The 14,543-nt window shown below is 52.3% G+C and carries 13 protein-coding genes and 1 tRNA gene; 2 read left to right on the forward strand and 12 right to left on the reverse strand.

Translation table 11 applies throughout. The features are described 5' to 3' along the window. Window positions 1–623 precede the first annotated feature (623 nt). From MHI42_RS08035 to MHI42_RS08050, 4 genes are all read right to left on the reverse strand, one after another. Window positions 624–1,079 (reverse strand): hypothetical protein, encoded by a 456-nt coding sequence (locus MHI42_RS08035; RefSeq protein WP_342423433.1) that lies wholly within the window; start codon window positions 1,077–1,079, stop codon window positions 624–626. Between the two features lie 455 nt (window positions 1,080–1,534). After that, entirely contained in the window at window positions 1,535–1,696 is a 162-nt protein-coding gene (locus MHI42_RS08040; protein ID WP_342423434.1) for a hypothetical protein, read from the reverse strand. Between the two features lie 84 nt (window positions 1,697–1,780). Next, the gene (locus MHI42_RS08045) at window positions 1,781–2,791 is read right to left on the reverse strand and encodes an aminoglycoside phosphotransferase family protein (protein ID WP_342423435.1); all 1,011 of its coding nucleotides are present in this window, start codon (window positions 2,789–2,791) and stop codon (window positions 1,781–1,783) included. 243 nt (window positions 2,792–3,034) lie between these two features. Then, window positions 3,035–3,118: transfer RNA gene (locus MHI42_RS08050), tRNA-Leu, on the reverse strand. Between the two features lie 188 nt (window positions 3,119–3,306). Here MHI42_RS08050 and MHI42_RS08055 point away from each other — a divergent pair. Next, window positions 3,307–3,765, forward strand: coding sequence for a hypothetical protein (locus MHI42_RS08055; RefSeq protein ID WP_042135775.1), 459 nt, complete (start codon window positions 3,307–3,309; stop codon window positions 3,763–3,765). A gap of 510 nt (window positions 3,766–4,275) precedes the next feature. On the opposite strand, the gene MHI42_RS08060 is transcribed toward MHI42_RS08055, so the two are convergent. The 5 genes from MHI42_RS08060 to MHI42_RS08080 form a co-directional block, all read right to left on the reverse strand. Continuing rightward, window positions 4,276–4,953: a hypothetical protein gene (locus MHI42_RS08060; protein WP_342423436.1), complete on the reverse strand. Its 678-nt coding sequence runs from the start codon at window positions 4,951–4,953 to the stop codon at window positions 4,276–4,278. Beyond that, window positions 4,950–5,741 carry an SDR family oxidoreductase gene (locus MHI42_RS08065; protein ID WP_342423437.1) on the reverse strand — a complete coding sequence of 264 codons (792 nt, stop codon included), beginning with the start codon at window positions 5,739–5,741 and terminating at the stop codon, window positions 4,950–4,952. Before MHI42_RS08065 ends, MHI42_RS08060 begins: the two co-directional genes overlap by 4 nt. A 124-nt stretch (window positions 5,742–5,865) precedes the next feature. Beyond that, window positions 5,866–6,084, reverse strand: coding sequence for a hypothetical protein (locus MHI42_RS08070; protein WP_076244252.1), 219 nt, complete (start codon window positions 6,082–6,084; stop codon window positions 5,866–5,868). A gap of 131 nt (window positions 6,085–6,215) precedes the next feature. Next, window positions 6,216–6,533: a hypothetical protein gene (locus MHI42_RS08075; protein ID WP_039309077.1), complete on the reverse strand. Its 318-nt coding sequence runs from the start codon at window positions 6,531–6,533 to the stop codon at window positions 6,216–6,218. A gap of 108 nt (window positions 6,534–6,641) precedes the next feature. Beyond that, on the reverse strand, window positions 6,642–7,211 hold the full coding sequence (locus tag MHI42_RS08080; protein WP_342423438.1) for a xanthine phosphoribosyltransferase: 570 nt from the start codon (window positions 7,209–7,211) through the stop codon (window positions 6,642–6,644). Between the two features lie 177 nt (window positions 7,212–7,388). On the opposite strand from MHI42_RS08080, the gene MHI42_RS08085 reads away from it, so the two are divergent. After that, on the forward strand, window positions 7,389–8,516 hold the full coding sequence (locus tag MHI42_RS08085; RefSeq protein WP_342423439.1) for a hypothetical protein: 1,128 nt from the start codon (window positions 7,389–7,391) through the stop codon (window positions 8,514–8,516). Here the strand turns inward: MHI42_RS08085 and MHI42_RS08090 are convergent. Genes MHI42_RS08090 through MHI42_RS08100 form a run of 3 tightly spaced genes read right to left on the reverse strand, consistent with a single transcriptional unit; the run spans window position 8,503 to window position 14,415 of the window. Beyond that, the gene (locus MHI42_RS08090) at window positions 8,503–11,805 is read right to left on the reverse strand and encodes an AAA family ATPase (RefSeq protein WP_342423440.1); all 3,303 of its coding nucleotides are present in this window, start codon (window positions 11,803–11,805) and stop codon (window positions 8,503–8,505) included. The two genes, MHI42_RS08085 and MHI42_RS08090, sit on opposite strands and share 14 nt — an antisense overlap. After that, complete coding sequence (locus MHI42_RS08095) at window positions 11,802–13,274, reverse strand: DNA repair exonuclease (RefSeq protein WP_342423441.1); 1,473 nt, start codon at window positions 13,272–13,274, stop codon at window positions 11,802–11,804. Before MHI42_RS08095 ends, MHI42_RS08090 begins: the two co-directional genes overlap by 4 nt. Before the next feature lie 4 nt (window positions 13,275–13,278). Further along, complete coding sequence (locus MHI42_RS08100; protein ID WP_171718424.1) at window positions 13,279–14,415, reverse strand: glycosyltransferase family 4 protein; 1,137 nt, start codon at window positions 14,413–14,415, stop codon at window positions 13,279–13,281. Between the last annotated feature and the right edge of the window lie 128 nt (window positions 14,416–14,543).

Below are 14,543 nucleotides of genomic sequence, written 5' to 3' on the forward strand. Positions count from 1 at the left end.
TGCGATATTAACATGATACCTCCTTATCAGGAGGAGTTACTGTCAGGAAGGACACACGGGGGGATAATTAGTGCTGGGTATGCTGGCGCTAGACCGAGTGGATGATTCGAGGCGGATCGGTGACCTGAGGCTAATAATGACATATGGCGGATGGATGACGTGTGGTGGGAATAGATGGATTGAAAACAGCTGGGTTGGAGCGATATTGATAGGGATGGTGTTAGCTTGGGTTGGTATGAAGAAAGTTGTTGGCGCTTCTGCGGCTGACGGCTGAAGTGGAGCTGGGAGCGCGGTTAGGGGTTGAGGTTGGGTTGGGTTGGGAGTTAGTTGGTTAGTTGAGGTTTGAGTTATCGAACTATACGTCTATGCTGCCACTACTCCTTGCGGACACCAGAGACGTTATATCCGGAAAATAGGATGTTTTATGAGTCTTGCGGACTGAGATGCACTTATTCCCTCAAACTATCGCCCTTTCTTTGACATTTATCCTAAATAACGCCCCTCATGTCCGCAAGTCCACCACATAATCGCGTAACGAACAAGCATGTCACATTGATTAAGCTCGTCCTCTGAATAAGATAATTCTGGTCGCAGACCGTACCGAAAAACACTTTAGAATGCACTTATATCCATGTTTGAAATGATTTATTGACCATCTTTACATTGTTCATTTTTGCCCAACTCTTTAAATCCAAGATACCTTTATCTTCATCCTTTGAATACCTGAATGCCATATCCAATGGGACGATCTTCCTCCTGTAAGGTAATATCCCAATAACAGGTTTAAAGTAACCCCTGATCATTATCACTTTAATATCCTTTGAATCAACAATATTCCCGTTTAATATAATTTGCTCATTAGATAAGCATAACTCGGTTAGTTTCTTAAAAAAGGTTCTGTACAATGCAAGTAATAGTAGAACTAAACCCAAAAGAACCACTGTTAACGAAGTGTAGAATACCCCACTCTGATCCCATAATCTCACTACAAGAACAGATTGACTCGATATCATAGCAATCATGCCTATAATGGTTCCAATCCTTGATGGATTTTTAACTGGATACTTTATTTCCGTCAACGTTGTCCCTCCTGGTCAAATCCCTTTTATTAGAATACCATGCGAAACTCCCGGTGCTACGCTTCTTTGATTTTCCTTTCAATTACGTAGAATAATAAAAAACCGAACATCAGACCGCTAATTGTATGAGCTGTTGTTCCCGGAGTGATCACAAGGTAGCCCAAAGGTAAATCATAATAAGAAATAGATAGACCCGACCAAAATAATAATGGAAGTAAAGAGACATAGAGTGAAGGAATGCCGAATATACAGAGTTTAAGCCAATTTATTGTCCATTCTCCAGTCTTCCGCAGTAATTCAAAGAATCTTAGCAAACCGAGTAATAATCCAAAGAAAATCGGAAAGAGAACAGAAAAGACAACGCTGGTTTTAAGTTGATAGGTTTTAATTGCTTCTTCCTTTAAAAAATGTTGGTATTGTTTAGTTACCTCATATTGTTTAGGATCATGACACCTTCAATCCTCTAAAATTTGCACATTCTTAGCTGTTCTTCGCTGGGAGTCTGATAGATTCGGGAATTCGAATAGGTCGAATGCAACTTTCTGACCTTCTTTAAGAACCCGCAAGCCGTTCGGCAGCCCAACAGGATTGACAATCCCCCATCGTCTTTCTCTCATTATAAAAACCTCCTCCTTCACATTTATAAAATAATATTAAGTATTCCGCCGATTAGTTGATTAAAATAACATCATCCATCCATTTCATTCCAGTAGACTTGCAACTGAATTGGTATAGCTCTCTACCCAATGCGAAAATGGCAACTCATTATCCCAAGTAACCATATTCATTGCTTTTGCACAGCCCCAATCCAAGACTCGTTGATGAAGCATATGTACTTTGATACGTTTTTTTAAGGCTTCCTTTTCTTCTGAACCATCGAAATAAACTTTTAAAAGATGACTAGCGAGTTCGGCTTCACCGTTATCTAAATAGATCGTAATCATCTTTATCAAATCAGAAATAGGGTCTCCAAAATATGAATTAGTGAAATCAAATAAGCCGCTTATTTCCCAGCTGTTCATTCCTGGGTGTATGAGGAAGTTTCCAGGCTTGAAATCGCCCATCACGAAGCTTGGAGAGGTAAAATCATCAAATGCCTCTTTGGAGTCCTCCATTAATAAATTGGCCCATCTTAAATCTTCATCTGTTATTACTGAATACTTCTTAGCATCTTCTAACCAAAACTTAATTCGATTATACAGCCATATCGTATAACTTCCCTCAAAGGCAGCAATATTGAGATTATTGGTATCGAGTTCGCCGAAGCGGGTAACTTTCCAGCTATGCAGATCAGCTAAAGTCTTCGCAATTAATTCTGCTATTTTGAACTTGTCTGCTGTACTTAGTGTGATCTTTAGATGTTCTGAATTCATATGTTCGCCTTGTAGGCAAGGCATTAAAGAGTAGCTCCATCCAAATATCTCTTCTGAATCATCGATTAGATAGGGAGTAGGAACAGTTACATTCGTTCTTTTATGTATGTTTTCTATAAAGTACTTTTCCTCAATGAATTGTCCGGGATACAATGGATTTCCTTTTAGAATAAATTCTCCTTCGTTTGAGGAAACATACATCGTTTGTCCCATAGCACCATTCACAGTTTTTTGGAAAGAAATAAGTTTACCTAAATTAAATTTATCAAGCATCAACTGCATTTGATCGTCATGTACTACCCCTAACTTATTTGATGCAAAAATTATTGCAGCAGTCACATAATGACCTCCTTTTATTTGCCCATTTTGTTGAGGCGTACATTTCTTCTCTGACTTGAACAATCGAACTCCCAGTAAAATTTTCCATGTGTATAATATTACCAGACAAATGTTGCCTAACACAATGCCTATACTGATCCATCTGGACTGACTCCGCCTGTATTCATTTCCAATTCTCCACAACAAAAGACCCGTACATTACCTATAAGGTAAAATGTACGGGTCTTTTGTTGAAATCAGTGATGCGGTCAAGAGGACTCGAACCTCCACGATATTGCTATCACTGGCACCTGAAGCCAGCGCGTCTGCCAATTCCGCCATGACCGCATATTAGGTTGACTTGCTTACGCAGTCACAAGATAGATCTTATCATGCTGGGATTTCAGAGTCAACCTTTTTATCTTTTTTTAATTTTTGATTATTTCCAATAATTTTCAAGATGAATATTGCATTTACTTACCCAAAGGATGTATAATGAGAACAAAGGTTCGCATACTATAAATGAGGTGATTTATATGGCGACTACCAAGAGAAACACCCTAATCACACCAACACTTCCTGAAGATATAACCAAAGACGAATTGTCCCTTGTCAGAAGCTATCTGCTGCTAACGTTTATCCATAAAGTGTTTGAGCGCGATTGCCGAGTTATTGGTAAGAGCGGTCTCTTCAAGACTCCCCAGCTCTACATGGAGCTGGTCTCCAGCGCCACGAAGAAGACTTCGCTGATGCTGCAGGAGGTTACCCGTGAGCTTACTTCGCATCAGCTGAAGATCAATACCATCCGCCAGGATCAGCGCGGAGTTACGGCCGAGTATACCTGCCGGGGATACTCCGGGGATATCCATATCCTATGGCCCGGCTTCCGTAATGAGATGATGCTGCGCATGCGCGCTTATCTCGGGCTGGGTGCCGAGCTTGCCTCCGTTCTTCCCCGTGAAGAACGTGTCGAGCAGATGGCCTTGTCCTTTTAGGCCGTTACTGGTTAATCCACAAAGAGCCTCGTCCTATTTACTGGACGAGGCTCTTTGTGTGCCTACACATCCCTACAGTTTCCATATAGTTTGAATTTGAACAAAAGCGGAACCATTCCATTTCCTCATACCTGTCCCGTTGTCCGCAGAGCGAGCCTGAGATTGTTAAATTAACACGATAAGCATAATTGTTGTACGTATTGCAACTTAGATACCTCGATACCTGGGCATTCGGACAGATTGTTGTATGAAATACAATAATTCCTCCACCAAACCGCTAGAACAAAGAGAGATGTTGCCTTTTATACAACAATTTTGGATTAGGGCCGAATTCCGGAGGAAAATGTTGTATTCTGTGCAGGATTTTTATAAGCAATGTGATCTCTGATACAAATATCGGGATACGAATTACTTGCGGCAATAGCGGCCGGAATTCACCTATTCTCTGTAGTCACGGCAACCCATAACCAAGAATTTAAAAGTTCAATCTGTATCGCGCCCAGCGCTCTTCTACTTAATGACCTTTTCAATCTCCTTCATCCCCGCAGCCGGGAACAGCTTCGCCACATGCTCAGCAATCCGTGACTTCGAGTCCGCAGGCTTATCAGCGTAACGCGAGGTAACCCATTCTTCCCCGTATACATGCTCACTCAGCGCATACCGCCCGACTCCCCAGCCGTACGGACGCCCCTCTTTATCATGCTTGTATTCGAATCTGCTGGCTGTAATATAGGTCTGCATCTGCAGATGCGTCATTGCGGTATCGAAGCCCTTGGCCCCGTTTTTCCCGAAGCCGGCCAGCTGCTTGAGCTCATTGGAGAGCAGTCCCTCATTGTGTTCCATTAACACATCCATAATTTGTTTGCTGGGCATGGAGGCCAGTCCATCATCATATCTGGCGTCGAAGTCGTATCCGTCCCTGCGGTAATTGGCGAAGTCAGGGTACCATGCTTTGCTGATAAACCCGGCTTTTTTGTTAAAAAGCTTCGCATAAGCGATCTCGCCCCCTGCCGCAACTTCCTCACGCCACTCCCACGGTCCTTCCACATCCTTCACGAACCAGTAGCCCGCAGGAGTACACTCCTGCAGGGAGAAACCATCAATCTCACAGCGGAATAACGGAAGGAAACCGATCTCACGTACCAGATCAGCTAACTCCTGCGCATTCTTAATTACAGGCAGCTTCATGACCGACCTCCCGGTTCATACGTCCAGCCTTCGTCCCCGTGATAGATCATCAGCTTGGACATTCCGCCATCGATATTTATATTCTCCCCGGTGATGAACCCCGCAGCATCACTGCACAGGAAAAGCACCATAGCCGCGATATCCGGCGGTGTTCCGACCCGTCCGGCCGGATGCTGCAGCCGGTCCGGTTCTGAATGAACCGGGGCCGCTGCTTCTCCCGTACCATGATAGGCAGTGGTATCAATCCAACCGGGGCTGATCGCATTCACCCGCACTTTACCGGCCAGACTTACACTAAGGCCGTGGGTCAACGCACCGATGCCGCCTTTGGCGGCAGTATAGCTCTCCGTATCCGGCTGGGACATGCGCTCCCGGCTTGAAGATATATTCACGATGGATGCTCCCGGAGCGAAATATTCCTTAAGCCGCAGTGTCAAATAATACGGTGCAGTAACCCCGATCCGCTGCACATATTCGAAATCCTCGTAGCTGCACTCCGACAGCAGGCCTTTTTTGCTGATGCAGGCATTGTTAATCAGGTAATCCACGTGTCCGAATCTGCTGATAACCTGTGCGGTGAAATCCTCAATAACCGAACGCTCAGCAATATCTCCCTGATAGAAAAAAAGCCGCTCCGCTCCATACCGTTCCTCCAGCCAGTGTCCGGCCGCAAGATCAGTATCTATACAGGCAACCACCGCTCCCGCCTTCAGCAGCTCCTCCGTAATACAGCGTCCAATTCCGTTAGCACCGCCGGTGACGACAGAGATTTTATTCTGATGGTTCATATGCTCCTCCTTAGGCAGTTCAATGTAAGGGTCCTGCAAAATCAGCAAAAGTACGCTCTGGAGCGTACTCAGCTGAGTGTAAAGCTGTATTTAAAAACGGCATCTAGCGAATCCTGTTTGCTTTTTACAAAGTATCTGCTTCCGGTCTCGGCTCGCTGAACGGCTGATACAGGTAGTTCCGGTCCAGCTTCACAACACGCTTATTCGGACGCCGGATCATTACCTGGGACTCATCCCAGGCCAGCACAATCCCCTTGACATCATTGCTCTCCAGTCCATCCCGCACAACACGTATCCTTTCACCGGAAATCCGGTAGGCATCCAGCTGTTCATCACTGATCATAATTGTTCTACTCCCCTCTCTGTCCTTAGCTTGTCCAATATTTGCCTAAATCGAATCATGAAAAAGACCCAAATGATAAATCATCCGGGTCTAGTTACGAACTGGGTAAGTCTGTATGTCTTATGAAGTTCTTATATCAGCGCTTCATTCTTCTCAAACCAGAAGTCAAGAACTTTAGCGGACATCACCCGTTGTTCCAGATATTCTACCTGATGATCGGTGAATTTCTGTCTCCAGTTGAAGGACAGCTCTTCACACAAACTTGTGATTGTCAGAAGCTCCGACCAAGCTACGTAGCGTTTGTACCAGAAAAACTGAGGATGTTCGATCATATAGGGATACAAATCGTCGAACTCCGTATGTTTGCAATCCAGCGCACGTTCGAAGTGATCCTTAGCCTCGGTTAGTTTATCAATAAAAAATTGCTCTGTCACCGGTTCTTTCCCCATTGTGACGCCTCCTCTCTCATGTCTAATTTTTATTATAAAGGAAAACTTATAGGGTGAAAAGCAGATGTTTCAAAAATAGGCTATGTTCCTGTATTTGTCACTTTAATCTTACCCAAAAGTAATCGTTCCCTCACTAAGTGAGGTAATATCGACAAGCGACTCCAGACGGATACCCTGTTCCCGGATTGTACGGGCGCCAGCCTGGAAGCTTTTCTCGACCACTACGCCCAGACCCACAAGTTCGGCACCGGAACGCTGGATGATCTTGATCAGGCCGCGCGCGGCGTCGCCGTTGGCGATAATATCATCGATGAAGAGGATTTTGTCATTCTCCGAGATGTATTGGCGGGACAGCATAATGTCCGTGACGATCCCTTTGGTAAAAGACGGCACCCGTTCGCATAAGGCATCGGGATCAGCGAGCAGCGTTTTTTTGCGCCGGGCAAAGACCAGCGGCACCTTCATCTCATAAGCGGTGGCAAATGCCACGGCAATACCCGAAGACTCCACGGTAACTACGCGTGTCACTCCAGCATCAGCAAATCTGCGGGCAAACTCCCGTCCCATTTCCATCGTCAGCATCGGATCAACCTGGTGGTTGAGTAGACCGTCCAGCTTCAGCACCTGATCCGAAATGACGACCCCTTCCTCCAAAATCCGCTGTTTCAATATTTCCATGACTTTGAACCTCCATTACCTTTATAATTCCAGACGTTCCACTGTAATACCAGCTTATTCACAAGGCGGAAGTCATGTCCTTCTGTTCCTCATCATAACCTGTACTATGCGGACTGCACAAGGCAATCCTGCCCGCACCGCTATTTAAATCTTCGCAGCATTCAGAGGAGGAGAGCCATGAAGTCCCGAGTCCGCACATTGCAGATCGCTTTCACCTATATTGGCACCATTGTGGGTGCCGGCTTCGCCACCGGCCAGGAAATTCTCCGTTTCTTCACAAGATACGGCCACTGGGCCCTGCTGACCATCCTGTTCTCCACCGCGATATTTATTTGGCTCGGCACCAAAATGATGATTATCGCCCGGCGGATCGAGGCAGACTCCTACGAAGATTTCAACCGCCATCTGTTTGGAGAAAAGGTTGGCTCCAGCATCAGCCTGTTCACCATGATTATTCTGATTGGCGTGAACAGCATCATGCTGGCGGGTGCCGGGGCTATTTTTAAGGAGCATCTCGGAATGCCCTATCAGGCGGGGCTGCTGCTCACCATTCTCGGGTCCTACCTGCTCCTGAAGCGCGGCATTTCCGGAATCCTGCAAATCAACAGCCTGGTGGTCCCTTTGATGCTTACTCTGTCGCTGATTATTGTATTTAATACGCTGGGTGTACCCGGTGCAGAAAGATTCCTGTTCCTGCCGACAGACCACAGTTTCTTCAGTGCCTGGATGTCTCCGCTCCTGTATACCGCCTTCAATCTCGGCATGGCCCAGGCTGTGCTTGTTCCGCTGGCCCGGCATACTGAAGACGAGCAGGCGCTTGTACGCGGAGGGATTCTGGGCGGAGCCGGAATCGGATTCATGCTGCTGGCAGCCCATTTTGCCATGAGCTCACAGATGCCGGGAATTCTGCAGTTCGAGATTCCGATGGGCAGCATCGCCTTCCGGCTGGGTCCCATCGTGCAGACGATTTTTCTGCTGCTGATCTTCATGGAAATCTTCAGTACCTTCGTTGCTGACATCTATGGGGTTAGCGTTCAACTGCAGCAGCGCCTGCCGGTCGCTCCAGCCCTGGTAACCCCGCTGCTGATGCTGGTCTGTTATGTGTTCAGCCAATTCGGCTTCAGTTCCCTGCTCGGGGTATTCTACCCGATCTTCGGCGCCCTGTGCCTGGTGTGGGCGGTCATGCTGATGCGTGCCCCCATGTCACAGCCGCCGCGGCCAAGCGGTCCGCCTGCCTCTGGAAGCGGAGGTAAGGGCATCACCATTGTGGCGGTTAAGCCGGTGATCCGGACTACACGGAAATAACCGCAGCGGCAGGAATAATTCCTGCAACTGCTTCGGCTACATGCCGGTGGCAGGTCATCATCACAATCTGCCGGGATACCGACAATTCGCCAAGTAATCCAAGAGCCGCATGCAGGCGGTGTTCATCAAAATTTACAAACAGATCATCAAAGAACAGAGGCAGGTTCACCTGACTGCTCATGGTCTCTGAAAGTGCCAGCCGGATCGCCAGATACAGCTGTTCCGCCGTCCCCCGGCTAAGCATCCCGCTGTCCATCAGCCCGGCATCTTTATGCTCCGCCTTAAGCTCCTTGTGCCCGAGAGTCATTACGATCCGCCGGTACTCCCCATGCGTCAGCTTGGAGAAATATACAGAGGCAAGCTGCAGCACCTGCGGCTGCTTCTCCTGTTCATAGATCCGCCGCGTCCGTCCCATAAGCTCGGCCGCCAGCGCCGTTACCGCATATTGCCCGGCCAGATTATGCAGCGCCGCCCGCTGTTCTTCCAGCTGCTGAAGCGCCGAGTCCTCCATGCACCGCCCCCTCAGGTCCTCCCGTTCCTGCAGCAGCTTGCCGCGCTGCTGGAGCAGGGAACTGCGTTCTTCCTCCAGGCTCAACACCGCTTCTTCCGCCGCCATACGTTCCTGTTCAAGCAGCCGTGCATCGTGATGCTCCAGCAGCAAGAGCAGCTCTGCCTTGCCTTCCTGCTCCCATCCGCCAAACATCGCCAGCTCCCACTGCCGTACCGACCGCGTCAGCTCACTATGCCTCATCCAGGCGGATGAACGGCGCAGGAATTGTTCACCGTCCTCAGCGCCGCCTTCCTGAAGGAGCCTGCTGCTCCGCCCGTTCAGCTCCTCCTGCTCCCTCTCGTTCGCAGCCAGCTCCTCATGAACTTCAATCAGCCGCGCCTCTATACTCTCCCTGCGCAGCAGCTCTGTCTTCAGCGCCTCCCATTCCCGCTTCCGCAGCTCCAGCCAGGTTAGCAATGAAAGAGAATCCGGTGAAGCTTGAGTTGAAGCCTGGACTCCGGCAGGAGGTTCCGCTTGGGGCTCCGGCTGCGGGCCCGATTGTGAGTCGGGATGTGCGGAAGAGATCAAAGTAACAGAGGAGTGATCCCTGCGGGCCTCGGCAGCAGCCTCAGTATCCCTAAGCAGAATCATCCCTTCCTGCTCATAAGCAGCGCACTCTGACTCCAGTCCGCTGAGCCGGAGGGATAATTTGCCCTGCTGGCGGAGCAGTTCATTGCCCTGCTCCGCCAGGGCGAAGATATCCGGCAGGCTGTCCGGTGACAGCCCTTCCGGCAGCCCCCGCTGGCGCAGCCATTCTTCATAACGAGCGGCCAGCTCTGTGAAGCTGGCTTCGGCATTGTCCAGCTCCTCTGCCAGTACCCGCTCCTGTCCGGCCAGCACCGCGAGCTCCGTGCGGCAGGCCTCGACCTCGGCCGTCTGCCGTTCGACGCGCTGGCGCCAGGCGTTCCACGCCTCCATCAGGCGGCGCAGCTCCTTCATCCCGGCCTCCAGCCCGCCGGCATCTTGCATGCCGCTCTCCGGCTTCGCCCCGGAGAGCAAAAGCCCGCGCAGCCGCAGCATCTCCGCTGCGGCCTTGCCTGCCTCCCCGCCGCCCGGTGCAGGCGGCGGATTAACGGCCGCCGCTGCGCGCATGGCGGCCCACAGCCCCAGGTCCGCTGCGGCCAGCAGGCCGAGCGCGGACCACGCGCTGACCGGCGGCGCGCCGGTCAGCCATAGCGCAGGCGGCAGCAGCAGCGTAAGCGCTGCGCCCGCCTGCAGGAGGCGCCGGTAGCGCTGCGCCCGGCGCCCGTTCCCGCCGGGGCGGCTGTCCCCGGCGGCCGTGCCTCTGCGGCGCGGGACCTCCGCGCCGCCTGCAGAGCCGCTGAGCAGCGCTTCGCGCCAGCGCTCTGCGGCCTGCTGCAGCTCGTCCCACAGCTGCAGCAGTTCACGCGGGCTGCGCTTCGCAATGCCCGCGAAGTCCGCTGCGCCGCTCGCGTGCTCGCGCGCAAGCTGGCGCTCAGCCGCCTGCAGCGCAGCACTGGCTGCGGCCGTTCTGGCGCGGAGGCTCAGCAGCTCCACGCCTCTGGTCTCCATTTGCCGGTCGTATCCGGCAAATGACGCAGCGTAGCGCCGCGCGGCTTCCCGGTCCGCCGCGCTGGCTGCGAAGCCCGCCAGCTCAGCGGCGCTCCAGCCCGCGCCAATGCTGCGCAGGATACGCTGGAGCTGTTCGCCCAGCGCGGCAAGCTCACCCGTCAGCCGCTGCCGCTCCGTGCGCTTGTCCTCATAGCTGCCCCGTCTGCGGTCCAGCGCTTCGAGAGCCGGCCCCTGCTGCTCCAGCAGGGGATCAGGCGGATTCGCGGCAAGCTCAGCCGCAAGCTCTGCCTGCAGCCGTTCCAGGCGGAACGCCGCGCCCTGCAACCCCCGCAGATCACCCTCCAGTGACTTCCAGCGGTCCACTCCAGCTTCAGGGAACGCATCGATCTGCGGAAGCTCTGCCAGCTCAAGCCGGGCTTCAGACCATTTCAGCCACAGCTCGCGGATTTCCTGTGCCTTCCGCAGCTTAAGCAGCCGGTCTGCCGCGGTTTCCCGGCTATCTTTCATCTGTAACAGCTTCTGCTCTACCGCTTCCAGAGCCAGGATATTCTCATTATATCTGGGCAGATAGGAACGGCTCTCCGCTACCTCCCGTTCCAGCTTCTCAATAGACTGCAGAATCTTGGCGGCATCCTGCACCTTGCCCCGTGGCTTATAGAGCTTCTCTGCCTCCTGAACCAAGCGTTTCTCAGCCCGCATAATCTCACCGCCGCCGCCCATCCCGGCATGGAACAGGTAGCTGCTCATCTCACCGGACTGCAGCGCGCCAAGCTCCTGCAGCTCGTCCAGCGAGACGGCGAACAGCTGGCGGAACATACTCCGCGAGATGCCGCCCAGCAGGCGGCGCTCCAGCTCAGCCTGCTGCAGCTCCTCAGTGGTTCCATCCGGATGGCTAAGTGTAATCTGCAGCTTCTCTCCTCTTCCCGGTCCTTCACCGCCGGAAGCAAACCGGCGGATCGTCCAGAGGGCGCCTGTATCGTCACGCGCATTCAGCACCCCGCCATGTGTTCCGCCCTGCAGCGGCTCATACCGCTCGGCAGGATACGCCCTGCCGGGGATGCCGTACAGCATCGCGCGGATAAACTGCAGGGTAGTGCTTTTGCCGGCTTCATTACGCCCGAAGAGCACAGTGACCCCTTCGTTCAGCTTCATCTCCCGCCGGGCCAGACGGCCATAGCCGTCAATCCGCAAAGACTCAATTTTCATTCAGCATCCCCCCGCTCCCGCCATACAGTCAGGTCTGCCGCTTCCCTGTCACTGTCCTCTTCCTCCGGCATCACCATATTCACCGCTGATCCGCCGGCTCCGTCTCTTTCCGAGGGTCCGTTGGCCCGGGCAGACACAACCTCTTCTCCTGCCGCAGGACTCTGCGGCACAGTAGCCTGCTCCTCTACTCCGCTGAGCAGCACAATGCCCAGCTCCGCAGCACTGCCCAGCCACTCCCGCTTCTCTTCGCTCCCTGTGGACATGAGCAGCTTGCGCAGCTCCTGATTCTCCATTAGCGGCCTTAGCGCGGTAGAGATCAGTTCCTCCAGCTCCTGCTCGTTCCCGCCGCTCCGTCCGGCAAGCCGCAGCATTTCGCCGAGGAAGCTGTCCTCCAGCAGCAGACGGCCCCGGTCAATAGCCAGTCCCGTTTCTATAGAGAAGCCTTCGGTCCATACGAGCCCCGCATACTCCTTACGTTCCGCACGGACCGTTTCCCTCCGCTGCAGCTCAACGAGCAGATCATCTGCAGCCCCCTTCTCCGTTAGCACCTTATGTACAGCTCCCCGCCCGGTCAGACGGAACCTTACGACAGACATCAGCTGAGGTGTTTCTGCCCGGAGGTCTTCAACCGCATTCTCAACGGCCCGCGTCCACTCAGCCTCATCCGCCAGACCCTCCACCGGGATCTCACGGACCTGCCAGCGCACACTGTCCAGTTCATGGAAGGTCAGCGACGCAGCACCTTCTGCATCCACATTAACGGTATAGCAGCCTTTAGGGCCAGTCTCTTTAATACTTCGTCCCTGAATATTTCCCGGATAGACAATCGGCGGACGATCATGCAGAATACTGCGTTTATGAATATGCCCCAGCGCCCAATAGTCGTAGCCCCTGCCGATCAGATCCTTGCGGCTGCACGGAGAGTACGTCTCATGCTGGAGATCCCCGTCCACATTGCCGTGCAGCAGGGCAATGTGGAACAGGCTGCTGCCCGGCTGACGGTTATACCGCAGCGCCGTATTCTCAGTCACCTTGGCAGTTGGATAGGAGATTCCGCTGATCACGGCTACCTCCCTGCCATCCTCTCTGCGGCGGGCGATAGCCTGTTCCGGTTCGCTGCCGCCGAACACTGTAACATGATCAGGCGGTGCCTCTGCCAGACGCGGGCCGTCCAGCGGATCATGATTTCCGTGAATCAGGAATACCTGAATCCCGTGCAGCCCGAGTTCCTCCAGCGCTTCCCGGAACCGGAGCTGACCCTGAAGAGAAGCATCGGAGACATCATAGACATCCCCGCTGATCACTAGGAAATCTACCTTTTGCTCTATAGCTACGCCAACAAGCCGCCCGAGGGCGGCGAAGGTGGACTCCCGGAGATAGGAGCGTATGGCCTGCGGAAGATGGGACAGCCCTGCAAAGCGGCTATCCAGATGCAGATCCGCAGCATGCAGGAATCGAAAAGGAATCATACCCTCACCCCTTCATTCCCGGCTGAAACTGCAGGTAAGTCTTCTTCAGTTCATTGGCTACCCGGGTCAGGGAATAGAGGCTCTTGGCCTTATCCCAGGCCGAACGGGACAGCTCATAACGGTAGCCGGGATCACTGATCACTTTCTCAAGGGCATCTGCCAGTCCAAGCTCATCATCCGGATTCACCAGCAGCCCGTTGACGCCATCTTCAATCTGCTCGGGAATCCCGCCGACATTCGTCCCGACAAGTGCAAGGCAGCTGAGTGCAGCTTCCGCAAAAACTGACCCGAACGCTTCCGCCCGCGAAGGGAGGACAAAAATATCAAAGAACGGCATGAATTCCTCCGGATGCAGCGTATAGCCGTAAAAGATCGTTTCATTATAAATCCCCAGGTCCTGCGCCAGCTGCTCCAGCTCCGCCCGGCTCGGTCCGTCCCCGATAATATGCAGCACATATTCATGACCCCGCTTTTTGAGCTCGGCACATGCCTTGAACAGTGTATCTATCCCTTTGGCCGGTACCAGACGGGTAACAGTGACCAGCTGCGGAATATCATTGTCATGCGGCACAGGCTTGAATCTCTTCTCGTCGAACCCGTTGGGAATGACACCGACGCTCGCAGGATGATCTATATATGGAGTTAAATATTCGGCAAAAGCGCGCGAAACCGTCATCAGCCTGTCGCTGACATGCTCCAGCTCCCGGTAAATCGAGACCAGAAACTGATGCTCCAGGCCGCCCTCCTGGATAGCTCCATTCAGAATCAGCTCGCGTTCATAGCTGGAGTGCAGCGTTTGAATTAATGGAATTTCCGGATATATTCTCTTCATCGCCAGCCCGGCAATCGGGTGATGGGCATGGATCAGATCATAGCTTTTGCTCATCCGCAGCTTCGTCCACCAAATATAATCACGGTAGGTTTGGATATATTTTTGCACAACCGGACTTTCGCCGTACTGTGTCCAGTCAAAGGTTTCAAAGACAATCTCTTCGCGTCCCTTACCCCGGATCCGTTTGGGCAGCCAGAACAAATCCATCTCCCAGCGGCTGGACCGGAAGCGTTCCTGCAGATAAGGGATCATAGAAGATACACCACCGGGCTGCTCCGGCGGGAAGAATAGCGCTTGCAGCAAGTTCATAAGGTACATCTCCCTTTACAATTGCCCTGATTACGGTGAGACCCGGCAATTATGATATAGTTGTGTATATGTAGAAGTACAATTACAGGTACGCTAAGGTCCATACTTTGATTTTATCGGTATCTACC

The sequence above is a fragment of the Paenibacillus sp. FSL E2-0178 genome, from assembly GCF_038593005.1.
In the GTDB taxonomy this organism is placed as follows: Bacteria; Bacillota; Bacilli; order Paenibacillales; family Paenibacillaceae; genus Paenibacillus_AQ; species Paenibacillus_AQ phytohabitans.